Here is a 22,443-nt window from a genome sequence, read left to right on the forward strand (position 1 = left end):
GCGAGCTTCCGTTTCGGGTGAACACGAATCGTGTCGAAATGGACACGGCGAGTAAGATTTCGTTGTTCTGCCCGACGTGAGGGGGCGTCGATGCCCGAGCTGATCACCGCCATCGCGCAGCTGCTGTGGCCGTTGATCGCGCTGCTGGCGATCGTGGTCTTCCGGCGCGCCATCGGGCGGGTGCTGCGCACCGCCGAGAAGCGGGAGCTGGAGTTCGAGATCGGCGGCCAGAAGCTGACCATGCACGAGCTCAACGATCAGCAGACCGAGATGATCCAGGACCTGCAGCGGCAGCTGAGCATGCTCAGCAAGGAGCTGGCGGACCGCGACCGGATCGGGATCGGCATCCCGGCGGAAACCCCGAAGCCGCTCCCGGTTCCGGCCCTGCCCGAGACGCCCGAGATCTCCGGCAACGGCGACGGCCACACCGAGGACGAGGTGCCGCCGGTCGGTTCGGAACCGCTCGCGGTGCTGTGGGTCTCGGAGAAGCCGGAGGCGCACGCGATCCTGGCCGAGCAGCTGAGGGACAACGGCGTGCGGGTGACGATGACGACGAACAACGACACGGCGCTGGCGGAGCTCTCGCAACGCCAGTACCGGCTGATCGTGGAGGACATGGGCCGCAAGGAGAACGGCCGGTGGCGCCCCGACGCGGGCCTGGCGCTGCTGCGCGAACTGCGCGACCTGGGCGTGGACACCCCGGTGATCGTGTACAGCACCCAGCGGGCCCAGCAGCAGTACGGCGACCAAGCGCGACGGCTGGGCGCGGTCGGCACGACGTCGTCGGCCTACGAGATGTTCCAGAACCTCCAGAGCTTCGACCTGCTCTGAGCCTTCAGGACAACGGGACGGCGAATCCTTCACGCCCCCAAGCGGTGCGGCGAACGGCCCGTTCACCTCACCTATCGAGACGAACGGGCCGTTCACTCCACACCAGATGGCGCCCACCGGCATCGGGTAGGTGAAGCGAACGGCCCGTTCACCTCACCTATCGAGGCAAACGGGCCGTTCACTCCACACCAAGCATCGCGCCCTGGGGGCGGCCCCGTGCTTGGGGCTCCGCGAGCGCTGCGTCGAGTCTGGAACGAGCTCTAGTGGCGGGCTCGGGATTCTTGGTAGCTGGTGCCTGCCGTGTCGGCCAGCATGCGGAGGGCTCCGACGAGGCCGTCGATGAGCTCGCCCTCCTTGAAGGACGCCACCATGCTCATCGCCGCGAGCTGGCAGCTGCGGTCCGGGATCCGCCGGTACGCTTCCTCGCCGGTGACGATCTCGAACTTCTGCTGGCCCGGCGACACCGCGATCAGCACGCCCTCCCCGGCCTGCGAGCCGAGGTTCGCGTGCAGTTCCTCCGCCTGCTTGCGGGTGTCCTCGCCGAGGTCGCCGAGGTAGATCGCGAACTCCAGCCCGGTGCTGCGACTGGACAGCGTCAGCGCCTCGTCGAGCCGTGCGAGCTGGCCCGGGCCGAACGGCAGCCGCGGGCGGTCCGGTTCGACGTGGCGCGCGATGGACAGCCGACCGGTGGCCATCATCGCCTCGCCGACGCCGAGCTCACCAGCGTCCACGGCGGATCGCTCCGCGATCTCACCAGTTGCCACGTGCGCCTCCCCGAGCGGTGCTCGGCCGCGCGTCTGCCGGCGCGGCCTCCGAATCCACGTCTGCCACCGGCACAGCGGTGTTCACGCCCGCCGGGTTGGCCACCCAGTACACCGGCGCGAAATCCCACTCCTGCCCCGCGCGGTAACGCGGACGGGTGAGCCTGGGCCACATCGCGATGAGCACGATCAGGCCGTAGAGGGCCGTTGGGATCACCGCCAGGTAGAGAACAGTCTCCGCCACAGTCACGCGAGTACGGTATCCGATGACCGCCGCTTCGTGCGCCCGACCTGTGGCGCGCATGATCGGCGTCGGTAACCGTCACCTAGCCCCGGCCCGGACACGTTCGAGTGACCCGAAGGCCGCCGTGAGCGCCCCGAGCGCGGTTCCCGCTGGTGGAGAGCGAATCGGGCGACGCCAGGAACTACGTACGGTTACTAGTCAAGAGTGTTATACATCACTTAAGGTAACTCGTTCAGAGTAACTAGTGCCCCCGAATGGTGTCCAACCAGACGGTTGCAATGCGCGGCGACTTGGCGGCTTGTTCCTGAGGGTTCCTGCTCCTAGTTTTTCACCTGTATGGGTCTTGCATATTTGATCACATGCGTTCAAAGCGTCATTTGAATGCGGGAGGCACACTATGTCGATCATCGAAACCGCCACTCAGAGCAGCGCCATCACCCTTCCGACGATTGACCGGCCACTGCTCGAACACGGCGTCCGGATCAGCGGCCGAGACCGCGGCGTGCGCATCAGCGGGCAGCACGGCGTGCGGATTTCCAACGGGGTGCGGATCAGCCGCGGGGTGCGGATCAGTGGTCGACAGGGCGTTCGGATCAGCGCGCAGCACGGCGTTCGTATCAGCCGCGAATCCGGCGTTCGCATCAGTGCCCAGCACGGCGTTCGGATCAGCTCGTGCCTTCAGGGCGTCCGCATCAGTGGCCGACACGGTGTGCGCATCAGCAATCAAAGCGGAGTGCGGATCAGCGGACGGCAGCAGGGCGTGCGGATTTCCAACGGGGTGCGGATCAGCCGCGGTGTGCGGATCAGCGGGCAGAGCGGAGTCCGCATCAGCGGACGGCAGCAGGGCGTGCGGATTTCCAACGGGGTGCGGATCAGCGGGCGGCAGGGCGTGCGGATCAGCTGATCAGGATCGCCGCAGCGGAACCGCCCGCCATCTCGCGGCACCGCAGCTCGACGGCCGGCCCGACCGGCGCGTCAGGCCGCGGGCTCACCGAGGTACGGCAACCACAGCGGGTCCGTTTCGGACAGTCCCGCCAGCAGCCGCCAATGCCGCCCGCGCGGCGCGTGCGGCGCCACCGGCAGGCGCCAGCCCAGCTCGCTCAGCGTCTTGTCCGCCTTGCGGTGGTTGCACTTGGTGCAGCAGGCGACGCAGTTCTCCCAAGCGTGCGGCCCCCCGCGACTGCGCGGGACGACATGATCTATCGTTTCGGCGCGAGCACCGCAGTACACGCACCGGTAGTTGTCCCGCAGCATCAGCGCGGCACGGGTCAACGGCACCCGGCCGCGGTACGGCACTCGCACGAAGTTGCTCAGCCTGATCACGGACGGGACCTCGACGCTGGCGGTGGCGGAGTGCAGCACCATGCCTGCGGAGTCACCGTGCACGACCTCGGCCTTGCCGCAGACCAGCAGCACGATCGCCCGGCGCAGCGGGAGCGCGGTCAGCGGTTCGAAGGTGGTGTTGAGCAGCAGCACCCGGCGTTTTCGCCAGGACGACGCGTGACCGGGAGGCCGGTCGGCCTGCGGCGGCGACGTGCCGGCGCGGCTCGGCGGGCACAACGAGGCCCGCGGCGCGAGGCTCGTGGCCTTCAGCGCCGGTTGTCGGGTCGGTTGTCGGTCGGGCACGCGACCACCTCCACCGGTGTCGGGCATAGTCGAACATAGAACCCCGCCCGAACGCACGTGTGATTCGACACTCGACGTCGAGTGATCGATTACCGCCATCATTCCCGATCACGCGCCCGCAGAACAACAATGATCGTTCCGGGTGATTCGATGTTCGTTTCCGGAAAATGATCACTCCGAGATCAACGAACGGTCGCCGGATCCACGTATCGTCGCTGCCGTGACCGACGTGCAAGCCTCGCAGCTGACCTACCCCGGCGCCGACCGCGACGACATCGTCGAAGACCTGCACGGCCACCAGGTGGCCGACCCGTACCGGTGGCTGGAAGACCCGGCCGAGCCGCGCACCGAGGCGTGGTCGGCGGCGCAGGACGCGCTCGCCCGGACCTGGTTGGACGCGTTGCCCGGCCGGGAGGCGATCGCGGAGCGGATGCGGTCGCTGCTGTCGTCCGGTTCCGTCTCGGCGCCGGCGTGGCGCGCGGGCCGGGCGTTCTTCACCCGCCGGGAGCCCGAGCAGGAGTTCCCGGTGCTGTACGTGCGCGAGGCCGACGGCACCGAGCGGGTGCTGCTGGACGTCACCGAGCTGGACTCGTCCGGGCTGACCACCTTGGACAGCTGGACCCCGAGCCTGGAGGGCGACCGGCTGGCCTACCAGATCTCCGTCGGCGGCGACGAGGAATCGCTGCTGCACGTGCTGGACGTCGCCACCGGCGAACTCGTCGAGGGCCCGATCGACCGGTGCCGCTACTCGACGATCTCGTGGCTGCCCGGCGGCGAGGAGTTCTTCTACATCCGGCGGCTGGCGCCGGAACTGGTGCCCGACGGCGAGGAGCAGTTCCACCGCCGGGTCTGGCGGCACCGGGTCGGTTCCGACCCCGACCAGGACCTGCTGGTGCACGGCGAGGGCCTGGACCACACGTTCTACTACGGCACCCGGGTGTCGCGGGACGGCCGCTGGCTGGTCATCGAGGGCAGCCCGGGCACCGCGCGGCGGGATTCGGTGTGGATCGCCGATCTCGCGGCCGGCGACGTCCCCGAGCTCCGGCAGGTCGTGGACACCTCCGACGGGTACCGCGTCGGTGCCTGGGTGGAGCGCGACGGCCGGCTGTACGTGATGACCACGCTGGATGCGCCGCGCTGGCGGCTGTGCGTGGCCGACCCGGCCCGGCCGGAGCCGGCCAACTGGACGGAGCTGATCGCCGAGGAGCCCGACTCGGTGCTGGAGGCGGTGCGCTGGTTCGACACCGGCGACGGTGACCCGCAGCTGGTCGTGCTCCGCACCCGGCACGCGGTGTCCGAGGTGACGCTGCACGACCCGGCGACCGGGCGGCGGACCGCCGAGGTCCCGCTGCCGAGCACCGGCCAGGTCACCTCGCTGACCACTGTGGACGAATCGACCGACCGCGACCGGGACCGGCTGTGGATCGGCTGGACCGACTTCGCCACCCCGCCCTGCGTGCACGCCTACTCGCGCGGCACCGGGACCACCGAGCTGGACCAGCAGGCGCCGGGCACCATCGAGCTGCCCGCGGTGCACACCCAGCAGGTCACCTACCGCTCGCTGGACGGCACCCCGGTGCGGATGTTCCTGCTGAGCGCGAGCGCCGAACCGGACCGCCCGCGGCCGGTGTTCATGACCGGCTACGGCGGCTTCTCGCTGTCCCGCGAGCCCGGCTACACGCCGTCCGCGCTGGCGTGGGTCGCCGCCGGCGGCGTCTGGGCACTGCCCTCGCTGCGCGGTGGCGGCGAAGAGGGCGAGGAATGGCACGTCGCGGGCATGCGCGAGCAGAAGCAGCACACCTTCGACGACTTCCACGCGGCGGCGCAGCACCTGATCGACGAGGGCTGGACGACCGCCGAGCAGCTGGCGATCTCCGGCGGTTCCAACGGCGGCCTGCTGGTCGGGGCGGCGCTGACGCAGCGCCCGGACCTCTACCGGGCGGCGGTGTGCTCGGCGCCGCTGCTGGACATGGTCCGCTACGAACAGTTCCTGCTGGGCCGGACCTGGAACGACGAGTACGGCACCGCCGACGATCCGGAGGAACTGGGCTGGCTGCTGTCCTACTCGCCGTACCACAACGTGGCCGACCAGACCGACTACCCGTCGGTGCTGTTCACCGTCTTCGAGTCGGACTCCCGGGTCGATCCGAACCACGCCCGCAAGATGTGCGCGGCGCTGCAGCAGGCCACCAGCTCGGACCCGGCGAAGCGGCCGATCCTGCTGCGCAGGGAGACCGAGGTCGGCCATGCCGCGCGCTCGGTGTCCCGTACCGTAGGGCTTGCGACCGACCAGCTCGCCTTCCTCGCGGAGGCCACCGGACTCGCCCTGGACTGAGCCCCGAACTCGGTCCCGGCGGTCAGCTGTTCGGGTCTCGTGCGCAGCGGGGTGCGCACGATGCTCGAGTTGTCCGGTTGCCCACCCGGTGATGTCGCCCCAAAGCACCGGCACCCCCGTGCCGGGTAACCACCGCGGGCCCTGAACGACAGCATGGAGACCCCCCGACCCATGGATCTGCCGCTTATGTCCCAACCGAACTGTGCGCAGGACTCTTTCTGGTGCCAGACGATCTCCGACTGGACCGGCAACCAGTGGCTGGCTTCCTACGCCGACCTGCTCATCGCCAAACCCCTGAACATCCTCCTCATCCTGGTCGTCGCGTTCATCGTGCGATGGCTGGTGCACCGCACCATCAACCGCCTCACGCAGGGCAACGGCAAGCCCCCGAAGCTGCTGACCCCGCTGCGGGAGCGCCGGGCGGACACGCTGACCGCCGAGCTGCTGTCGGAGCGCCGCCTCCAGCGGGCGCGGACGATCGGCTCGGTGCTCAAGTCGATCGCCTCGCTGGTGATCTACGGCCTGGCCGTGATCTACGTGCTGCAGGTGCTGAGCATCCAGATCGCGCCGGTGCTGGCGTCCGCCGGTGTGCTCGGTGTCGCCGTCGCCTTCGGCGCGCAGAACCTCGTCCGGGACTTCCTGTCCGGCATGTTCATGCTGGTCGAGGACCAGTACGGCGTCGGTGACGTGGTGGACCTCGGCGAGGCCAGCGGCACCGTCGAGGCGGTGGGCCTGCGCGTCACCACGCTGCGCGACATCAACGGCACCGTCTGGTACGTCCGCAACGGCGAGATCCTGCGGGTCGGCAACTCCAGCCAGGGCTTCGCCGTGGCCGTGGTGGACTTCCCCATCTCGCACACCAGCGATGTGCAGAAGGCCATCGAGGTGGCAGCGAAGGTGGCCACCGAGGCGACGTCGCGGGAGCCGCTGTCCAAGGACGTGCTGAACCCGCCGGAGATGCTCGGCGTGGACCAGATCACCTCGGACACCATCACGCTGCGGCTGACGACCAAGGTCCGGCCGGGCCGGCAGTGGTCGGTGCAGCGGCGGCTGCGCGCGGAGATCAAGCGCGCCTACGACGAACAGGACATCGAGCCGCCGTACCCGTACGGCCGCCCGGTGCCGCCCGCCCCGGTGGCCTAGCCCGCCGGCCGCGGGGCCGTGAGCTCCTCGAGTTGCCCGGAGTTTCGCGGTTCAGCGTTTCCTCTGGTCACTCCGGCCGTGAGTGTTTTGGGGTGCCATAGCGCCCCAAAACACTCACGACCCGTGGCCCGAGTGTGAGGCGTTCGGCCACAGGGCCGCCCAAAATCGAAGCCGCCCCTGAGAGGATGGAGCCGTGACTTCCGTGGAGACCTTCTACCAGCAGGTCGGCGGCGAGGCGACCTTCCACCGGATCGTGGCGCGGTTCTACGAGGAGGTGGCCAAGGACGAGCTGCTGCGGCCCCTCTACCCGGAGGAGGACCTCGGGCCCGCCGAGGAGCGGCTGCGGCTGTTCCTGATCCAGTACTGGGGCGGCCCGCACACCTACTCCGACCGGCGCGGTCATCCGCGGCTGCGGATGCGCCACGCGCCGTTCAAGATCGGCCCGGCGGAGCGCGACGCGTGGCTGCGCTGCATGCAGATCGCGGTCGACGAGGTCGATCTCCGGCCGGAGCACCGCGACCAGCTGTGGCAGTACATGGAAATGGCCGCCAACAGCATGATCAATTCGTGGTTCTGAGCAGAAGGACCTGGTGATGCGGCGGGCAGACGCGCTGGCGGGCCACGGCGAGCGGCCGTGGTGGTGGGATGCGGTGTGCTACCAGGTCGACGTCGGCTCGTTCGCCGACGGCGATGGTGACGGGATCGGCGACCTCGCCGGTCTGACGGGCCGGCTCGGCTACCTGGAACTGCTCGAGGTCGACGCGATCGTGCTGGCCGGCGCGGCCGGGCTCGATCCGGCGGCGGGTCCCTTCGCCGAGCTGCTCGGCGAGGCGCACGACTCCGGGATGCGGGTGATGCTCTCGCTCGACGTGGATCCCGCGCGCAGCGACCCGGCATCGGTGCTGTTGCCGTGGCTGGAGCACGGGGCCGATGGTTTCCACCTGGCCCCGCGCCCCGATCCGGCCGATGCCATCGGCGCCGCGCTGGCCGGTCACCAGGATCGCGTGGTGATCGGCAGCGGCCCTGGCGACTGGCATCTGTCGTTCCACCTCGACCTGGCCGTCGCCGGTTTCGACGCCGACCAGGTCCGCAAGGCGATCACGGACGTGCTCGCCGCCCCCGGGCCGCGCCCGGCATGGGCGATGGCCAGCCGCGACACCCAGCAGAGCCGGGACGACGCGGCGCTGACGCCGGTGCGCGCGATGGCGTTGGTGCAGTTGGCGCTGCCCGGCGCGGTCTGCCTGCGGCACGGCGAGGAGCTCGGCCTGCCCGGGACGCAGCGCGTCCGGATGCCGTGGGAGGGCGACCAGCCGCCGTTCGGCTTCTCCGCCGCCGACGCCGACTGGTCGTCGATCATCCCGGCCGACTGGGTGTCCTTCACCGCGGAGGCGCAGCTGGAGGACGAGGCGTCCACGCTGTCGCTGTACCGGCACGCGCTGGAGACCCGGGGCACGCATCCGGCGTTCGCCGGCGACGAGGTCGAGTGGTTCGGCGCGCCGGCGGGGTGCTTCGCGTTCCGGCGCACCGGCACCACCCTGATCTGCGCGTTGAACACCTCGCCGGAGCCGGTGCCGCTGCCGCCGGGCGAGGTGCTGCTGTCGTCGCGGCCGGTGGGCCCCGGGGAGTTGCCGCCGGGCACCGCGGCCTGGCTGGTGTGAGTCCGGCCTCCAAAGGCGACCGGGCGCGAGTGGGCCGGAACGGGTGGCGGTAAATTTTGGTAAAACCATCCCGCTGACACCCACTGGATGCTATGACTGCCGTCGCGCCAGCGCTGAGCTCTCCTCGGACGGAACGCACCCGTCGGCTGGTCGGCATCGACATCGCCAGGTTCTTCGCGGTGTTCGGGATGTTCTGCATCCACTTCGGCGTGCCGTTCGCGCACGGCGACGTGGAGGTGTGGATCGCGCAGTTCTCCAGCGGCCGGTCGACCGCGCTGTTCACCCTGCTGGCCGGGGTGTCGCTGGCGATGATGACCGGGCGCAGCGAGCCGCCGACCGGAGAGGCGCTGCGGCAGGCCCGCATCCGGATCGCGGTGCGCGCGTTGCTGTTGCTGGTGGTCGGCATCGCGCTGGCGAAAGCGACCGCGGCGACGGGCTTCCTGCTCACCGTGATCATCCCGTTCTACGGGCTGTACTTCCTGCTCGCGGTGCCGTTCATCCGGTTGCGGGCGCGCGGGATGCTGATCGCCTCGGTGGTCGCGGCCGCGGTCGGCCCGCAGCTGTCGTTCGTGCTGCGGACCTGGATCGCCGGGGACACGCCGATGCGCGCGATCGTCGACGCGGTCGACCTGGTCGACCCGGGGCACCTGATCGCCGACGCCGGGCTGTTCAACCTGCTGCTGCTCGGCTTCTACCCGGCCGCGTCGTACCTGCCGCTGGTGCTGGCGGGGATGGCCGTCGGGCGGCTGGACCTGCGGTCGACCAAGGTGCGGTGCTGGCTGGCCGCGACCGGGCTGGCGGTGACGATGGTCGACTACCAGGTGTCGAGCTGGCTGGTGGAGATCGTTGGTGGGGTGCCGCAGGGGCAGATCGAGGGCACCGTCCCGATCGAGCACCCGGAGTGGCTGGTGGCCGCCGCCGCGCACAGCGGCACGACGTTCGAGCTGCTCGACTCCGGCGGCATCGCGCTGGTGTTCGTCGCGGTGTGCCTGGAGCTGGCCGATCGGACCGGGCGGCTGCTGAAGCCGCTGGCCGCGGCCGGTTCGATGGCGTTGACGCTGTACGCAGTCCACGCGCTGGTGCTGGCCTGGCAGATCGTCGTCGGCGGCTGGCCGCTCAGCGGCGTGCCGGACACCCTGGCGCAGCTGGCCAGCATGGGCCCGGCGCTGCCCACGGACGTCCCGAACATGCCGGCGTTCCCGCGCGACGGCCACCACCCGGACGGCGTGGTGGCGTTCGTGAACACCTACATGCCCGAGGTGTTCCTGATCTTCTCGATCGCCTTCCCGCTGATCTGGCGGCGGTTCTTCCGCCGCGGTCCACTGGAGGCGGCGGTCAGCGAGAGCGTCCGGCGCATCACCGAGCACCTGTTCCGGCGGCACTGAGCTCGGTCCCGGCGCCGGAGGGACTTTCGCCTCTTAACAGCCGTGCGGCGCGCATCGTTGCGTGGACGGATGGCGTCGCTCATCCGGAGGTGATCTCGAATGAATTTCCGGCACCGGACCGACAACGCATCGGACGCGGTCGGAATCCCACCCGCGCTCGGCAAGGCCATGGCGAACTACCGCTCCCTGCTCGACGAGCTGGAGGCGGGCAGCATCGACGACTCGACCTTCCGCCGCCGCGCGCTGGGCATCGGGCTGATCGTGCGCGAGCACGACGCCTGGATCCTGGACCTCTCGACCGAGCGGTGGTGGCGCTACGACGGTGTGGCGCTGTCGAGCATCCGGTTCGGGGAAGCCGAGGACTGAGCCATGTCCAAGCCGACCGATCCGGCGATCCTCCGGGAACGCCTCGACCACCTGGCCGGCCTGGTGCGCGAGGCGGCCGACCCCTTTCCGGCCGAGCCGGCCGGACCGCTGTCGACCAGCCCGCTCCCGGTGGCGGCGCTGCAGGACCACCTGGGCAACGCGACGACGTGGCTCGGCCGGGTGTGGGCCGGGTTCGCGCGGGACGGCGCCGCGGTGCGGCGGTGGCTGGTGGACGAACCGCTGGCCTCGCCCGTCCCGGGCGAGGCGCTCCGACCCCTGCCGCTGCGGAGGCAGTTCCGCGTCTCGCTGGCGACGGCGGCGTTCGGGGCCGCCGTGGCGGCGGCCAGCTACACGCTGACGGCGCCGTTCCCGGATCCGTTCCTCGGCCTGATCCCGCCGGGCCTGCTGGACCGGCTTCCGCCGTTCGCCGAGAACACCACGCCGGAATCACCCCGGTACTCGCCCGACGCGGCGGCCCCGGAACTGCCGCTGGCCGGCCAGGTTCCGGGCACTCCCCCGCCGCCCGCTCCACCCCCGTCCTCGGGTGATCAGCAGCCTCTGGCCGCGCCGCTCACGTCGGGCACACCGGGCACCCCGGGGACGCCGGGGGTCGGCACGTCGGGCGTCAGCCCAGGTACTCAGGGCACGAGCGGATCGGACGAGACCGTGACCCAGGTGCCGCTGCAGGCTCCGGGCACGACCGAGGACACCGCTCAGCACCAGGCGCCTCCGGCGAAGCCCGTGGTCCCGGGACCCGTCACCCCTGCGCCGATCACCGAGACCACCACGGTGCCGACCACCACAACGATTCCGACGACCACCGATCCGCCGACGACCACGACGCAGGAACCAACGCAGGAACCGACGACGGAGCCGACGACGACCGGAACCCCGCCGACCACGACCGAGCCCACCACCACGGCGACGCCCACCAGCACCGGCGAGCCGACGAGCACCACCGGTCCCGGCCCGCCCTCGGAGCCGCCCACCGGCGACTAAATCGTGAAACTTTCTCAGGTAATGGGAAGTTCCGGCCGGAACCTTGCCGTCGGGCACTGTGATCGTCTTCACTACCTACTCATTGGTAGGCGAATAGTGGAGGCGCTCAGATGGGTCGGTCCGGGCTTGCACGCAGAGCTGGTGCGGTCGCGTTGTCGGCATTGACGGGCCTGTCGCTCGGCGCCGCCCCGGCGTCCGCCGAGCCCGAGTACCGGCATTACGTGGCCCTCGGCGACTCCTTCACCTCCGCCCCGCTGGTCCCGTGGATGCGCCTCGACCCGCTGCTGTGCGGGCGCTCGACGAACAACTACCCGGCGCTGCTGGCCCGCGAGATCGGGCCGGCCGAGTTCACCGACGTCAGCTGCGGCGGCGCCGACACCACGGACATGCTCCGGGCCCAGGACTGGTACTCCGGGCCGCAGTTCGATGCCCTCGACGAGGACACGGATCTCGTCACGCTGGGCATCGGAGGCAACGACCTGGGCGTCTTCGGCGACACCATCGCCACCTGCACGGCCCTGCGCGCCGCGGACCCGACGGGATCGCCGTGCCGCGACCACTTCGCCGATGACGACGGGGACGACCTCCTCCGCCGCATCGAAATCACCGGCCACCGGGTCGCCGACGTCGTCGAGGGCGTCCAGGAGCGCTCGCCTGGCGCGAAGATCCTGGTCATCGGCTATCCGCGCATCGTGCCGGAGACGGGCTACTGCCCGGACGTCCTCCCGCTGGCCGACGGCGACTACCGCTACGCCGACGAGATCGAGCAGGCGCTCAACGCCGCCATCGAGGGCGCTGCCGAGCGAACCGGCGCAACGTTCGTCGACACCTACGGGCCGTCGCTGGGCCACGACGCCTGCGCCACCGGCGGGGCGGCCTGGATCAACGGCCGGCAGCTGCGGCCGGACGCGGCGCCGTACCACCCGTTCGCATCGGCGATGGCCGCCGAAGCCAGCATCATCGCGAATGTCCTCAATGGACAAGAGCCCGATGTCGCGGAAGCCGAGCGAGCCGCGACCCGAGCCGCCGAAGAGGCCAAGACCCAAGCGGAACAGGCCGGACCGCAGGAGAAAGCGGCCCGCACCGAGGTCGCCGAGCACCTGGCGACCGTCGAGCGCTGAGGCGTCGTGAGTACTTTGGGCCGCTATATCGACCCAAAGTACTCACGACCCCGTATCCAGCGGAAACGTTGAAGCCGACCGGCTTTCAGCCGGACGCCGAACGTGATCGGCAGCTTCAGAGCTCGAAGCGCGCGGACCTCACGGCGGCGACGAAGCTCCGCCACTGGCTCGCCGACACGATCAAGGCACCGCCGGCCCGGTCCTTCGTATCCCGCACCCCGGTGCACTCAGAACCAACAGCCACCTCAACACAGTTGCCGCCACCATTGCTGTAGCTGCTCTTACGCCACCGAGTCTGCGCGGATAACACGGTCACTCTCCCTGGGTACGGCTACATCTCCAGCGCCACCTTGTTGAGCAGCTTTGCGGAATCCCGCGGATCGAGGGCCGTCGCTCGCAGGTGGTCGAAGTTCAGCGTATACCGCTCGATCTCCACCGCTTCCTCCAAATAGAGGCTGCCGGTGAGGAACTCCAGGTAGACGACGTCAGGGTCGATCGGATCCGGGAACGACAACATCGAGAATCCGGTGCCCAGCGACGCATGCGCCCCTGCTTGGAACGGCAGCACCTGAACCGTCACGTTCGGCAGCTTCGACATCGAGAGCAAGTGCTTCAGCTGATCGCGCATGACGTCCGTGCCGCCTACCTGCTGGCGGATCGCCGCCTCCGAGATGATCGCCCAGAACTTCAGCGGTTCCGCCTCATCGGTGAGCCGCGCCTGCCTGGCTTTTCGGAGCTGAGTGCGCTGCTCGTTGTGGTCGTCCGACTCATCCGGAGCCCAGGACCGGATGATCGCACGCGCGTACTGCTCGGTCTGGAGCAGACCGGGAACCAGGTCGATTTCGAAGTTCCGAACGGCTGCGGCCTCCGACTCAAGCCCGATGTACACCTCGAACCACTCCGACATCACCTTGGTGTAGGGATGCCACCAGCCTTTCTTCTTCGCCTGCCGGGCTAGTTCGAGCAAACCGTCCAGCTTGGGGCCGGACACGCCGTAGAGCCCGCACATTGCCCGCACATCGTTGACGGTCACGCCGGAACGCGCCGTCTCGATCCGGCTCAGCTTGGATCGGGAGAAGTCGAGTTCGGCGATCGCCCGCTCCCAACTGACATCGGCGACGTCTCGAAGCCTTCTCAACTCCGCTGCCAGTCGGCGACGCCGAACCGTTGGTCCACCGTGGACAACCATGATCCACCTCCATCGCGTCAACACCGGACACCCTGCCGTCAAACGTGCTGACCTGAAAGGCTTTCTGCAGATAGTCACTCGAACCGGTTGCATTCTCGATTTTCGCAAAGTGACCATTGCACTTTTACCTTTGCTCGCGCCACTCTGATCACATCGTTGATCGAACGGAAGGAGTCGAGATGTTGCCTGGTGGCGCGAAAATCGGGCGTTGGCAGCCGGTTTCCGGTGGTCGGCACGCCTTCGATTCGGCCGCACGGAATGCCGAACCGGGGCTGGTGGTCAACGCGTTGTGCGGTGTCGAAGTCAGCACCGACGAGTTGCAGCGGATCGCGCCCGAGATCGCCTGGATACGCGAGGACACCTGCATGGCGTGCTGGCTGGTCCTCGCATCCCGCCAGTAGCGCTCAGACGCAACCGGATTCGACGGCGAAAGGATTCACCATGTTCTGGCTCCAGCTCGCAACGCTCTTGCTGATCAACGTCCTCATCTTCGGCATGGTGTTCTCGCGCTTACCCCGGGCGCGGCACTCCGGCGGAGGCGAGGGTGACTACACCGTCTGGCACTTGATCGCCCAGGTCGAGGCGGAACGCCAAGCAGCGCTAGAAGAATCCGGCGCCGGGCGACATCGCCTGCGTGAGCCGACCTAGCTCCGCCCACTCCCGAAGCCGGACCGGTGCGGCATTTCCCCGACCCCGGCACCGGTCCGCCAGTGGCCGGGCGCACCTCCCCCGCCCCGCGCCCGGCCACGGGCGGGGGCACCCGTGACCGACGAACTCGTCACGGGTGCCCCTCGCCTCGTCAGCTAGGGCATGCGCGTTTGTACAGGTACCAGCCGAGGCCCGGCGATGCGGTCCGAGTTCTTCAGCGGGGGTCCGGCGGTAGGTGGACCGTCATGATCAGGTCGCAGGTTTCGGTGCCCGCGCCGCGATAGGTGTGCGGGGCGTCGCCGTCGAACGTCGCGGTCTGCCCGGCTTCGACGGTGTGCTCCTCGCCGTCCACCACCAGGGTCATCCGGCCGGCGGTGACGCTGACGGTTTCCACGACTCCGGCCTGGTGCGGGTGGCTGGGGTACACCTCGTCCGGCTCCAGCCGCCAGCGCCAGACCTCGACGGGGGCCGGGCCCGAGGTCGTCAGGACGAGCCGGGCCTCGCCGCCCCGCTCCCCGGTCCACAGCGGCGCCACGTCGTCGGTGGCCACGACGCGGACGCGGCCCTCGGGCGACCCCTGCATCAGGGCGGACACCGAGATGCCGAGGGTGTCGGCCAGCCGGACCAGGGTGGCCAGGTTCGGGTTGCCCTGGGCCTTCTCCAGCCCCACCAGGGCACCCTTGCTGACCTGGGCGCGCCGGCCGAGTTCCTCCAGGGACAGACCCGCGCGGACGCGGGCCGCCCGGACGTTGTGCGCGACCGTCCGCAGCGCTGCGGCCGTCTCGGTCATCTGAGCACCATCCTCGGGGCTGGACCATTCCAATGAACTTCGCGGTCGGTCGATTGAGCCCTGCGGTCAATTTGTTGTACCGTGTAGTCGTTCCAATGAAAAGGATAGGGGATTCGCCGTGTTCGCTCTGCTGCTGGCCGTCGGCAGCTCGCTCGCTTACGGGTGCGCCGATTTCCTCGGCGGCCTCGGCGCCCGCAAGGCTCATGTGCTGCGCACCGTGATGATCGCGGCCCCGGCCAGCCTCGTGATCGAACTGCTGCTGTGGCCGCTGCTCGGCGCCTCGTTCAGCACCGCGACCTTCGCCTGGGGTGCGGCCTCGGGGGTCGCCTCGGCCGCCGCGTTCGCCCTGCTCTACCGCACCCTGGCGATCGGTCCGATGAACGTGCTGTCGCCCGTGACCGCGCTGGTGTCGGCCGCGTTGCCCGTCGGCGTGGGGCTGCTGCAGGGCGAGCACCTGGCCGCCGCCGGAATGGTCGGCCTGCCGCTCGCGCTGGTGGCGGTGGTGCTGGTCAGCGCCGGACACGGCGCGAGGTCGTCACGTCCTTCGCGCACCGCGCTGCTGCTGGCCTTCGGCGCGGGCACCGCCATTGCGCTCCAGCTGATCTTCTTGCACCAGGCACCATCCGACAGCGGGGTGGCTCCGCTGATCGTGGGGCGGGCGGTCTCGTCGGCCGTCGTCCTGGCCGCGGCGGGGCTGATGCGCCGCAGGCTGGGGCCGGAGCGGCCCGCGTACGCGATATCGGCGGCCGCGGGCGCGCTGGACTCGGTGGCGAACCTGCTGTTCCTGCTGGCCGCCCGGAGCGGCGACCTAGCCGTCGTCGCGGTGATCATCGCCCTCTACCCGGCCGGCACCATCCTGCTCGCCCGCGGCGTGGTCGCCGAGCGGATCCACCGCGGCCAGCTCGTCGGCCTGGGCACCGCAGCCGTCGCCGTCAGCCTCCTCGCCCTGACCTGACCGAGATCGTTCCAAACCGGCTCCGCCCGGTTCATCCGAAGGCACCCGACGCACCTGACACCGGCGGCGGTTTCGCGCGAAACCACCGCTCCTGCGCTGCACCGGCTCGACGAACTCATCTCCACCGCCGATCACCTCCACGACTGATCACCCGGCGATCGCGAGGACCAGCGACGCAACGGCCATGGCCAGGAAGACTCCCGGGCCCGCGATGGTGTTGATCTGCCGGGCGCGCACGTGGGCGACGATCGCGCCCACGAAGAACGCGACGAGCCCGATCGCGGCCGCGACGCCGATGGCCTGGAATCCGAGCAGGCCCAGCAGAAGACCCACCGCGCCGGCCGCCTTGAGCGTTCCCAGCATCGGCAGCCACGATCGCGGGACGTCCACCTTGGCCGAGTTGGCGAGGACGAAGTCCGCCTTCGCCAGGTCCGCGATGGCGATCCCGGCATTCGCCGCGATGGTGACGGCCGTGACGACGACGTAGGTGATGAACATCGTTTCTCCTCGCTAGTCGGTGATGCGCAGCCGGGCGAGGCGGGCAGGATCTCCAACGACGTCGTAGTGGACGATTCGCCCGGCCGCGACGTGGAAGAGCAACGCGATGCGCGGGCCGTGATCGGCCATGACCGCGATTCCGGGCCGCCCGTTGATCGACACCACGCGCGCTTGCCGGGCGTTGGCCCGCAACGCCCGCGTCTCGTCGACGACGGTTCGCGCGCCCCGCACCCGCAGCTCCGCGCCGGGCGGAAGCGCCTGCGGATCGGCCGTTCTCGTCACCTCGGGGTGCAGGACCTCGACGAGGCCGTCGATGTCGCCCTGCTGCGCCGCTTTCAGGAAGGCAGCCACCACGTGCCGTGCGGCGCCGGGATCGGCGTCCGCCGCACTGGCCGGCCGCACCCGCGCCCGCGCGCGGCTGGCCAGCTTCTTGGCCGACCCGGGCGTCGTGCCCAGCACGTGCGCCACCTCGTCGAACGGCGTGCCGAACACGTCGTGCAGGATCAGCGCGACCCGTTGCGGCGGCGTCAGCTGGTCGAGCAAGATCGCGATGGCCTCGCTCAGATCTCCGGCGAGGAGCGCGACCTCCTCCGGACCGTCGACGGGGTCCGCCGGTTCCGGCATGGCGGCCGGCTCCTGCGGAACCTCGCGCGATCGGCGCAGGAGGTCCAGGCACAACCGGGTCACCACGGTGGTCAGCCAGGCGGGCAGGTTCTCGATGCCACCGACATCGGCCCGCAGGTACCTGATCCACGCCTCCTGCACGGCGTCCTGGGCATCGGCCTCCGACCCGAGGAGGCGGAACGCCACCGCGAGCAGGTGCGGTCGCTCCCGGTGGAACGCCTCGTCCCCGCCCGGCGCCGTTTCGAACCCGAACATGCGTTCTTCGCCTCCCGCCACGCGCAGCTCCTACCTGTCTGACGGGCGAGAGGCGCAAAAGGTGACTCACCCCGTGCGGGGCGTCGCGGAGGCCTCAGTACTGGGTCTGGGTGCTGGAGACGGCGCAGGAGTCGCACCAGAAGCCGAAGAGCAGCTCCTCAAAGCCCATCCGGCCGAACGGCGTCGGGCCACCTTCAATGGACACCAGGAACGGCATGAAGTTGCCGCACACCGGGCAGATCGGGTGCGTCTCCGGCGACGGCCAGCGCGGCAGCCCGCCCACCTGGTGCTTCGCCCTCGGCAACGCCGGGAGGCTCACGCCGTGCTGGTTGGGGTGCGGCTCCAAGACCAGCGACCGCTCCCCCGGGAGCAGGCGGGATTCACCGCTGCTCGGCCCCTGGGGGTTGAAGTAGACCTCCGTGCCCGCCGGGGTGAAGCGCACGGTGATGCGATCCACTTCGGCGCAGTCGCAGGTGAACCAGTAGAACGACGGGTCCCGGCTCAGCGCGTTCGGCATCGCCTCGGCGGAAAGGGTCAGAATCCGCTCTGCGGGCATCCGGCAGTCCGCGCAGAGCGGAACATCCCCGCCGGGGTCTCCGCCCATGACGTGGGCGCTCTCGCCGGCATCCGCCACGAAACCCAGGAAAGCAGGCTGGAAACCCGCGGGCTTCCGGGTGTCCGGCAGGCGGCCGGCCAGCGGCATCAGCCAGTCCCAGTCGTCCGGATCCGCGACCTCGTCCACCACGGACTCGATGAGGTCGGCGGCGTGCGAGGTGCGGATCAGCGCGAGTGTCCAGAGGTCGTTCAGATCCTGCTCCGCGCGCCACCTCTCCAGCAGCGAGTCGGCGAACTCGTCGGGCGCGCCGGACAGCAGGCTCCGCTTCATCGGAGCGCTTTCGACGCGGTCGGCGTAGGGCCGCAGGCGTTCCGGGCGGTGCATCGCGATGGTGAAGACGACGCTGGACACCGGGGATTGCGGGTCCGGCGACGCCAGGTGGTCCTGGATGAACGCGTCGATCAGGGAATCCGGCATCCAGGGCACGAGCCTCGCCGCCGACGCCGCGACTTCACCGGCACCGCGCAACCTCTCCGCCACGCGCGCCTTCTCCTCGCCCGCCCCGTGGATCAGCTCCAGGTAGGCGGCGACGAACTCGGAGACGCGGCGATCGGAGGTCGTCATGAGGCACTCGACGGCCGCCGGCACCCCGCGATCAGCCGACTGCGCCAGGAAGGCGATGATGCGCTCGTCCTTCTCCGGCACCGACAGGGCCGGATCCAGCGCGATCCGCTCGATCTCCTCGGTCGCACCCATGCCCGCCCCACTTCGCCGCGTCTGATCGACATCGAGTCTAGGTCCCGGTTCATCGGTCACGTTCTCCCTTCGCCAGGTGTCGACGTGGTGGCGAACTTCGAGCGATCAGGGAGGCGGCCTGTGGACGTGTACGAAGCGGTCCGGAGTCGACGGGCGGTGCGGGGATTCACCGACGAGCCGGTGCCGAAAGAGCTGCTCGTGCGCGTCCTCACCGCTGCCGCCCGCACGCCGTCCGGAGGGAATCTCCAGCCGTGGAAGGCTTTCGTGCTGACGGGCACGGCGCTGGCCGAGGTGAAGGAGCGAACCGCCGAGCGCCTGGCCGCAGGGGATCCCGGCGACGAGCGCGAATTCGAGATGTATCCGCCCGATCTGAAATCCGCCTACCGCGAGCGCCAGATCGCCGCCGGTGCGCAGCGCTACGCCGCGCTCGGGATCCCGCGGCGGGACGAGCAGGCGCGGCGGGAAGCCGTTGCCGCGAACTGGAATTGCTTCGGCGCTCCGGCGGCGCTGTTCTGCTACATCGACCGCGGCATGGGCTCGGCGCAGTGGGCCGACATGGGCATGTACCTGCAGACCGTCATGCTGCTGCTCCGCGCCGAAGGACTGCACAGCTGCCCGCAGATGGCGTGGTCGGTCTACCGCCGAACCGTCGCGGAAGTCGTTTCGCCGCCGGACGAACTCGTGCTGTTCTGCGGCATGTCGATCGGATTCGAGGACATCTCGGCGAAACACGCCCGCATCGACCGCGCCCCGCTCGCCGAGACCGTCACCTTCCTCGACTGAGGCCGGCCTCGGATTCCGCCGCACCGCACCGGAAACTGGCATGAACCTGCCTTGCCGGTGTTTCGCCTGCCGCGCCCGTGCTCTACTCCCTTCCGGTTCGCCACGCAGTGGAGTTCCATTGAGGGTTTTTCCAACCTCGTTTTGCGTGGCGGTGCGGGTAGCGGAACCTCAGAGGCTCCCTGGACTGTGGGTGCCCCTCCTGATGCATGCCCAATACACGGCGGAGGGGCCGTCCTCGCCAGGAAGCATCTGAGAACCCGCAGCGGTGCCAGTTGCGGCGGTGGGCTATGCGCCTTCGGCGCATGCGACACCCCACCGACGTACAGCTTTGCGACCCGCGACTGCGGGCTAACCAGGATGAAAACGCTCATTCGGCAAATCAGACGAGGTCGGGGAAGATGACCAACAAGATCTACATGGCCGTCGGCGCCATCGCCGGTTTCCTCTTTCTGGTGTTCGCGGGGATGGACTTCTCCGCGGGAGACACCGACGCAGGCCAGAACGACATCATCTACGCCGTCATCGGCTTCGCGGCCAGCGGTCTGCTCTTCTACCTGGATCGCCGCCAGAAGCAGCGCAGCGCGGGAGCAAACGGCCGGTAAGCCGTTCCCCGGGAATCGACTACCCGCGTAGGACGAGAAATGCCAACAGAGCGCAACAATCCATTCCTGAACCAGAACGCGATCAACGGCCAGAACCGCACGCTGAAGAAGGCGGATTCGACGGTTTCGCTGGTCATGCTCGGCGCGGCCGTCCTGCTCGGAATCGCGCCGCTGCTGTTCGCCGGGCCCGGCTCCAACGCGGGCTTCTTCGTGCTGATCGGCGCGGTTCTCCTCGTGGTGGGATTCGTGATCGTGCGGGCGCGCAAGAAGGTGCAGAGCACGCAGTACCGGATCATGAAGCCCGGCTCGTCGCCGCGGATCGCCGGGAAGATCGTCGCCGCGATCGCGGCGTTCCTCGCCGTCGCGGCGCTCATGCAGGCGATCGATGCGCCATCGGCGTTGGGCGTGGTGCTGTTCGGCGGGCTGATCGGCGTCATCGTGTGGCTGCGCAACGAGCACGAGAAGGAATGGCTCGCGTTCAAGGCCGACGCGCACGGCGCCGTCTTCGGACCGACGAAGGTCTCCTGGGCCGAGATCGGGCAGCTCGTCATCGCCGCGGGCACGCGGCCGGGCACGGTCGAGATCGGCGTCCGCCCGGCGCCCGGGGCGAGCATCGCAGCGGGAGAACGGGTCAGCGATGCCGCGCTGGCCGACCTCCCGGCGCAGGCGGTGGTGCCGGGGGAGGAGTACAGCCCGGAATGGCTGTGGTGGGCCGTGAACCGGTTCGGGAGAACGGACGTCCAGCTGGTCGAACGGACACCGGAAGGTGAACGAGCCGTCGGTTGCTGAGATCTGTGGAGCTCCTGGTTCAGGACGATCTTGTGGCGTCCGGCCAGGGGCTTCACGCCTGTTGCCCGCTCAGAGCGCGATGAGACCTGCGTTCGTCGGCTCGAATCCGCAGGCGCCGAAGTAGAACGCCCGGAGGTCGTCGTCGAAGTCGACGTGCAGCCATTCGCTGACGGCGGTGTTCTCGAAGTCGCCGCGCCACTCGTACGTGATCGTCATGCCACGAGCGTAGGGGCCCACGGCAACGACCGTGCCCGTCCGCCAAGGCGGGGCTCAGCGTCGAGAACGGTCCCACACCCGGCACCGGATGCCGCAATTTCCATTGAAATCGAACCTTCGATTTCAATGGAAATTGCGGACCGTCGGCGTGTCGGGCAACGACACGCCGGTGCCTGTGGGCAACTTCCCCAGTTTCAATTGAAACTGGGGTTTCGGTTCATTTCGAAACTGCGGACCTGTCAGACCAGGAGCGGGAGGAGTGCGTGGCGGCGGCGGACCACCGCGCCGTAGCGGGAGTCCAGGCGGAGCCAGGCGTCCGTCGCGCTGACCCGGACGATCTCGGACTCCGCCGGCTTCGCCACCAGGAAACCCATGCCCGACAGCACGAACAGGCAGCGCAGCGGGACCTTCACCTGGTAACCCGCCCCGCTGACCGTGAAGACCTCCTGGTCCAGCAGGGAAGCCGGCGGTGTCCCCTTCGGACCGACGTTGTCCTTGGCCACGTCGATGCCGCGCTCCGCGACCTCGCCGACCAGCTTCGCCGGCAGGTCGTCCACCCGCTGCCAGCCCACCGCCGGCGGCAGCTCCGAGCGCCACAGCAGATCCCGCGGCGGGCCCGGATCCATCACCGGGGCGCCCGCCACCGTCAGCGTCGCCAGCAGTTCGTTGCCCGACACCGTCAGGTCCGCGGGCTCCACCTCGCCCTCGACCGACCTGGTGGACAGGGCGTCGAACGGCGTCGCCGCCCAGACGTCGACGCGGCCCGCGCCCGGCCGGTTGCGCAGGCGCACCAGCGCCTGGCCGTCCAACCGCACCGCGCGGGCGACGAACGCGCCGAGGTCCTCGCGCTCCACCGCATCGGGCATCCGCAGTTCAGACACGACCCAACTCCGGCTTCTCCGCATCGAGCTGCCACTCCGCGAGGAAGTCGCGCTCCTCCTTGGTCATCCGCCGGGGCCGCCCCGCCCGCAGGTCGTAGGGCACCATCAGCGTTTCCGCGGTGGCGACCGCTTCCTGCGCGTATGCGGTGTAGTCGAGGATGAACGATGCGGCCTTGAGCTCGCGCACCGACATCTGCACCTGCAGCGACTTCGACGCGTAGACCAGCGGGCTGTGGTAGTCGATCACGATCCGGGCCACCACCATGCCCTCCGCCATGCCGAGCAGGCCCTGCCGCTCCGCCTCGGTGAACAACAGCTCGGCCCGCGCCTCCTCCAGCAGCGTGATCGTCCTGGCGTGGTTGACGTGACCGAACGCGTCCATGTCGGACCAGCGCAGGGCCACCTCGGCTACGAACGCGCCCACCGGCGAGC

At 69.6% G+C, this 22,443-nt stretch carries 28 protein-coding genes; 16 read left to right on the top strand and 12 right to left on the bottom strand.

Annotated features, from left to right (window positions below):
- The first annotated feature begins 90 nt into the window (after positions 1-90).
- Positions 91-831, top strand: a complete 741-nt coding sequence (locus AC07EQ_RS14320; RefSeq protein WP_478388402.1) for a response regulator — start codon at positions 91-93, stop codon at positions 829-831.
- Between the two features lie 260 nt (positions 832-1,091).
- Here the strand turns inward: AC07EQ_RS14320 and AC07EQ_RS14325 are convergent, their stop codons facing one another.
- Both AC07EQ_RS14325 and ctaJ read right to left on the bottom strand, forming a co-directional pair.
- Positions 1,092-1,595, bottom strand: coding sequence for a DUF5130 family protein (locus AC07EQ_RS14325; protein WP_478388403.1), 504 nt, complete (start codon positions 1,593-1,595; stop codon positions 1,092-1,094).
- Positions 1,582-1,842, bottom strand: a complete 261-nt coding sequence (ctaJ, locus tag AC07EQ_RS14330) for an aa3-type cytochrome oxidase subunit CtaJ (RefSeq protein ID WP_478388404.1) — start codon at positions 1,840-1,842, stop codon at positions 1,582-1,584. Before ctaJ ends, AC07EQ_RS14325 begins: the two co-directional genes overlap by 14 nt.
- A 391-nt stretch (positions 1,843-2,233) precedes the next feature.
- On the opposite strand from ctaJ, the gene AC07EQ_RS14335 reads away from it, so the two are divergent.
- Complete coding sequence (locus tag AC07EQ_RS14335; protein WP_478388405.1) at positions 2,234-2,740, top strand: hypothetical protein; 507 nt, start codon at positions 2,234-2,236, stop codon at positions 2,738-2,740.
- A gap of 71 nt (positions 2,741-2,811) precedes the next feature.
- Here the strand turns inward: AC07EQ_RS14335 and AC07EQ_RS14340 are convergent, their stop codons facing one another.
- Positions 2,812-3,462 carry an HNH endonuclease gene (locus AC07EQ_RS14340; protein ID WP_478388406.1) on the bottom strand — a complete coding sequence of 217 codons (651 nt, stop codon included), beginning with the start codon at positions 3,460-3,462 and terminating at the stop codon, positions 2,812-2,814.
- A 220-nt stretch (positions 3,463-3,682) separates the two neighbouring features.
- Between AC07EQ_RS14340 and AC07EQ_RS14345 the strand changes: the two genes are divergently transcribed.
- The 8 genes from AC07EQ_RS14345 to AC07EQ_RS14380 all read left to right on the top strand — a co-directional run bounded on the left by AC07EQ_RS14345 (position 3,683) and on the right by AC07EQ_RS14380 (position 12,469).
- The gene (locus AC07EQ_RS14345; RefSeq protein WP_478388407.1) at positions 3,683-5,797 is read left to right on the top strand and encodes a prolyl oligopeptidase family serine peptidase; all 2,115 of its coding nucleotides are present in this window, start codon (positions 3,683-3,685) and stop codon (positions 5,795-5,797) included.
- A gap of 171 nt (positions 5,798-5,968) precedes the next feature.
- Positions 5,969-6,940, top strand: a complete 972-nt coding sequence (locus AC07EQ_RS14350) for a mechanosensitive ion channel family protein (protein ID WP_478388408.1) — start codon at positions 5,969-5,971, stop codon at positions 6,938-6,940.
- Positions 6,941-7,133: 193 nt separating this feature from the next.
- Positions 7,134-7,517, top strand: coding sequence for a globin (locus AC07EQ_RS14355; RefSeq protein WP_358576286.1), 384 nt, complete (start codon positions 7,134-7,136; stop codon positions 7,515-7,517).
- A 16-nt stretch (positions 7,518-7,533) separates the two neighbouring features.
- Positions 7,534-8,598 (top strand): DUF3459 domain-containing protein, encoded by a 1,065-nt coding sequence (locus AC07EQ_RS14360; protein ID WP_478388409.1) that lies wholly within the window; start codon positions 7,534-7,536, stop codon positions 8,596-8,598.
- A 92-nt stretch (positions 8,599-8,690) separates the two neighbouring features.
- Positions 8,691-9,983, top strand: coding sequence for a heparan-alpha-glucosaminide N-acetyltransferase domain-containing protein (locus AC07EQ_RS14365; RefSeq protein ID WP_478388410.1), 1,293 nt, complete (start codon positions 8,691-8,693; stop codon positions 9,981-9,983).
- A 99-nt stretch (positions 9,984-10,082) separates the two neighbouring features.
- Positions 10,083-10,349, top strand: a complete 267-nt coding sequence (locus AC07EQ_RS14370; RefSeq protein ID WP_132486913.1) for a hypothetical protein — start codon at positions 10,083-10,085, stop codon at positions 10,347-10,349.
- A 3-nt stretch (positions 10,350-10,352) separates the two neighbouring features.
- Entirely contained in the window at positions 10,353-11,348 is a 996-nt protein-coding gene (locus AC07EQ_RS14375) for a hypothetical protein (RefSeq protein WP_478388411.1), read from the top strand.
- A gap of 152 nt (positions 11,349-11,500) precedes the next feature.
- Complete coding sequence (locus tag AC07EQ_RS14380; RefSeq protein ID WP_478388412.1) at positions 11,501-12,469, top strand: SGNH/GDSL hydrolase family protein; 969 nt, start codon at positions 11,501-11,503, stop codon at positions 12,467-12,469.
- 115 nt (positions 12,470-12,584) lie between these two features.
- Here the strand turns inward: AC07EQ_RS14380 and AC07EQ_RS14385 are convergent, their stop codons facing one another.
- Positions 12,585-12,785 (bottom strand): DUF397 domain-containing protein, encoded by a 201-nt coding sequence (locus tag AC07EQ_RS14385; protein WP_478388413.1) that lies wholly within the window; start codon positions 12,783-12,785, stop codon positions 12,585-12,587.
- Between the two features lie 15 nt (positions 12,786-12,800).
- The gene (locus AC07EQ_RS14390; protein ID WP_478388414.1) at positions 12,801-13,775 is read right to left on the bottom strand and encodes a helix-turn-helix domain-containing protein; all 975 of its coding nucleotides are present in this window, start codon (positions 13,773-13,775) and stop codon (positions 12,801-12,803) included.
- A gap of 62 nt (positions 13,776-13,837) precedes the next feature.
- Between AC07EQ_RS14390 and AC07EQ_RS14395 the strand changes: the two genes are divergently transcribed.
- A complete protein-coding gene (locus AC07EQ_RS14395) occupies positions 13,838-14,059 on the top strand; it encodes an HC3 family zinc finger protein (RefSeq protein ID WP_478388415.1) in 222 nt (73 codons plus the stop codon).
- 40 nt (positions 14,060-14,099) lie between these two features.
- Positions 14,100-14,306 carry a hypothetical protein gene (locus tag AC07EQ_RS14400; protein WP_478388416.1) on the top strand — a complete coding sequence of 69 codons (207 nt, stop codon included), beginning with the start codon at positions 14,100-14,102 and terminating at the stop codon, positions 14,304-14,306.
- Positions 14,307-14,520: 214 nt separating this feature from the next.
- Here the strand turns inward: AC07EQ_RS14400 and AC07EQ_RS14405 are convergent, their stop codons facing one another.
- Complete coding sequence (locus AC07EQ_RS14405; protein ID WP_478388417.1) at positions 14,521-15,096, bottom strand: helix-turn-helix domain-containing protein; 576 nt, start codon at positions 15,094-15,096, stop codon at positions 14,521-14,523.
- 118 nt (positions 15,097-15,214) lie between these two features.
- On the opposite strand from AC07EQ_RS14405, the gene AC07EQ_RS14410 reads away from it, so the two are divergent.
- Positions 15,215-16,051: an EamA family transporter gene (locus AC07EQ_RS14410; RefSeq protein ID WP_478388418.1), complete on the top strand. Its 837-nt coding sequence runs from the start codon at positions 15,215-15,217 to the stop codon at positions 16,049-16,051.
- A gap of 147 nt (positions 16,052-16,198) precedes the next feature.
- On the opposite strand, the gene AC07EQ_RS14415 is transcribed toward AC07EQ_RS14410, so the two are convergent.
- The 3 genes from AC07EQ_RS14415 to AC07EQ_RS14425 form a co-directional block, all read right to left on the bottom strand.
- Positions 16,199-16,549, bottom strand: a complete 351-nt coding sequence (locus tag AC07EQ_RS14415) for a DoxX family protein (protein WP_478388419.1) — start codon at positions 16,547-16,549, stop codon at positions 16,199-16,201.
- A gap of 12 nt (positions 16,550-16,561) precedes the next feature.
- Positions 16,562-17,449 carry a sigma-70 family RNA polymerase sigma factor gene (locus tag AC07EQ_RS14420; RefSeq protein ID WP_478388420.1) on the bottom strand — a complete coding sequence of 296 codons (888 nt, stop codon included), beginning with the start codon at positions 17,447-17,449 and terminating at the stop codon, positions 16,562-16,564.
- A gap of 73 nt (positions 17,450-17,522) precedes the next feature.
- Positions 17,523-18,740, bottom strand: a complete 1,218-nt coding sequence (locus tag AC07EQ_RS14425; RefSeq protein ID WP_478388421.1) for a hypothetical protein — start codon at positions 18,738-18,740, stop codon at positions 17,523-17,525.
- 120 nt (positions 18,741-18,860) lie between these two features.
- On the opposite strand from AC07EQ_RS14425, the gene AC07EQ_RS14430 reads away from it, so the two are divergent.
- The 3 genes from AC07EQ_RS14430 (at position 18,861) to AC07EQ_RS14440 (ending at position 20,914) form a co-directional block, all read left to right on the top strand.
- Positions 18,861-19,523, top strand: a complete 663-nt coding sequence (locus AC07EQ_RS14430; protein WP_478388422.1) for a nitroreductase family protein — start codon at positions 18,861-18,863, stop codon at positions 19,521-19,523.
- 398 nt (positions 19,524-19,921) lie between these two features.
- Entirely contained in the window at positions 19,922-20,125 is a 204-nt protein-coding gene (locus AC07EQ_RS14435; protein ID WP_478388423.1) for a hypothetical protein, read from the top strand.
- A 39-nt stretch (positions 20,126-20,164) separates the two neighbouring features.
- Positions 20,165-20,914, top strand: a complete 750-nt coding sequence (locus tag AC07EQ_RS14440; protein WP_478388424.1) for a hypothetical protein — start codon at positions 20,165-20,167, stop codon at positions 20,912-20,914.
- Positions 20,915-20,983: 69 nt separating this feature from the next.
- Here the strand turns inward: AC07EQ_RS14440 and AC07EQ_RS14445 are convergent, their stop codons facing one another.
- From AC07EQ_RS14445 to AC07EQ_RS14455, 3 genes are all read right to left on the bottom strand, one after another.
- Complete coding sequence (locus AC07EQ_RS14445) at positions 20,984-21,130, bottom strand: hypothetical protein (RefSeq protein WP_478388425.1); 147 nt, start codon at positions 21,128-21,130, stop codon at positions 20,984-20,986.
- 239 nt (positions 21,131-21,369) lie between these two features.
- Positions 21,370-22,011 (bottom strand): DUF8010 domain-containing protein, encoded by a 642-nt coding sequence (locus AC07EQ_RS14450; RefSeq protein ID WP_478388426.1) that lies wholly within the window; start codon positions 22,009-22,011, stop codon positions 21,370-21,372.
- On the bottom strand, positions 22,004-22,435 hold the full coding sequence (locus AC07EQ_RS14455; protein WP_478388427.1) for an acyl-CoA thioesterase: 432 nt from the start codon (positions 22,433-22,435) through the stop codon (positions 22,004-22,006). The genes AC07EQ_RS14450 and AC07EQ_RS14455 overlap by 8 nt, the downstream gene beginning before the upstream one ends.
- Positions 22,436-22,443: the final 8 nt, after the last annotated feature.

The sequence above is a fragment of the Saccharopolyspora sp. NPDC045839 genome (genome assembly GCF_056431645.1).

What these genes read in the sequence shown, in the direction of transcription:
- AC07EQ_RS14320 (WP_478388402.1), top strand. Translation starts at nt 91, where the DNA reads ATGCCCGAGCTGATCACCGCCATCGCGCAGCTGCTGTGGCCGTTGATC.
- AC07EQ_RS14335 (WP_478388405.1), top strand. Translation starts at nt 2,234, where the DNA reads ATGTCGATCATCGAAACCGCCACTCAGAGCAGCGCCATCACCCTTCCG.
- AC07EQ_RS14350 (WP_478388408.1), top strand. Translation starts at nt 5,969, where the DNA reads ATGGATCTGCCGCTTATGTCCCAACCGAACTGTGCGCAGGACTCTTTC.
- AC07EQ_RS14360 (WP_478388409.1), top strand. Translation starts at nt 7,534, where the DNA reads ATGCGGCGGGCAGACGCGCTGGCGGGCCACGGCGAGCGGCCGTGGTGG.
- AC07EQ_RS14365 (WP_478388410.1), top strand. Translation starts at nt 8,691, where the DNA reads ATGACTGCCGTCGCGCCAGCGCTGAGCTCTCCTCGGACGGAACGCACC.
- AC07EQ_RS14370 (WP_132486913.1), top strand. Translation starts at nt 10,083, where the DNA reads ATGAATTTCCGGCACCGGACCGACAACGCATCGGACGCGGTCGGAATC.
- AC07EQ_RS14375 (WP_478388411.1), top strand. Translation starts at nt 10,353, where the DNA reads ATGTCCAAGCCGACCGATCCGGCGATCCTCCGGGAACGCCTCGACCAC.
- AC07EQ_RS14390 (WP_478388414.1), bottom strand. Translation starts at nt 13,775, where the DNA reads ATGGTCACTTTGCGAAAATCGAGAATGCAACCGGTTCGAGTGACTATC.
- AC07EQ_RS14395 (WP_478388415.1), top strand. Translation starts at nt 13,838, where the DNA reads ATGTTGCCTGGTGGCGCGAAAATCGGGCGTTGGCAGCCGGTTTCCGGT.
- AC07EQ_RS14400 (WP_478388416.1), top strand. Translation starts at nt 14,100, where the DNA reads ATGTTCTGGCTCCAGCTCGCAACGCTCTTGCTGATCAACGTCCTCATC.
- AC07EQ_RS14405 (WP_478388417.1), bottom strand. Translation starts at nt 15,096, where the DNA reads ATGACCGAGACGGCCGCAGCGCTGCGGACGGTCGCGCACAACGTCCGG.
- AC07EQ_RS14415 (WP_478388419.1), bottom strand. Translation starts at nt 16,549, where the DNA reads ATGTTCATCACCTACGTCGTCGTCACGGCCGTCACCATCGCGGCGAAT.
- AC07EQ_RS14425 (WP_478388421.1), bottom strand. Translation starts at nt 18,740, where the DNA reads ATGGGTGCGACCGAGGAGATCGAGCGGATCGCGCTGGATCCGGCCCTG.
- AC07EQ_RS14435 (WP_478388423.1), top strand. Translation starts at nt 19,922, where the DNA reads ATGACCAACAAGATCTACATGGCCGTCGGCGCCATCGCCGGTTTCCTC.
- AC07EQ_RS14440 (WP_478388424.1), top strand. Translation starts at nt 20,165, where the DNA reads ATGCCAACAGAGCGCAACAATCCATTCCTGAACCAGAACGCGATCAAC.
- AC07EQ_RS14445 (WP_478388425.1), bottom strand. Translation starts at nt 21,130, where the DNA reads ATGACGATCACGTACGAGTGGCGCGGCGACTTCGAGAACACCGCCGTC.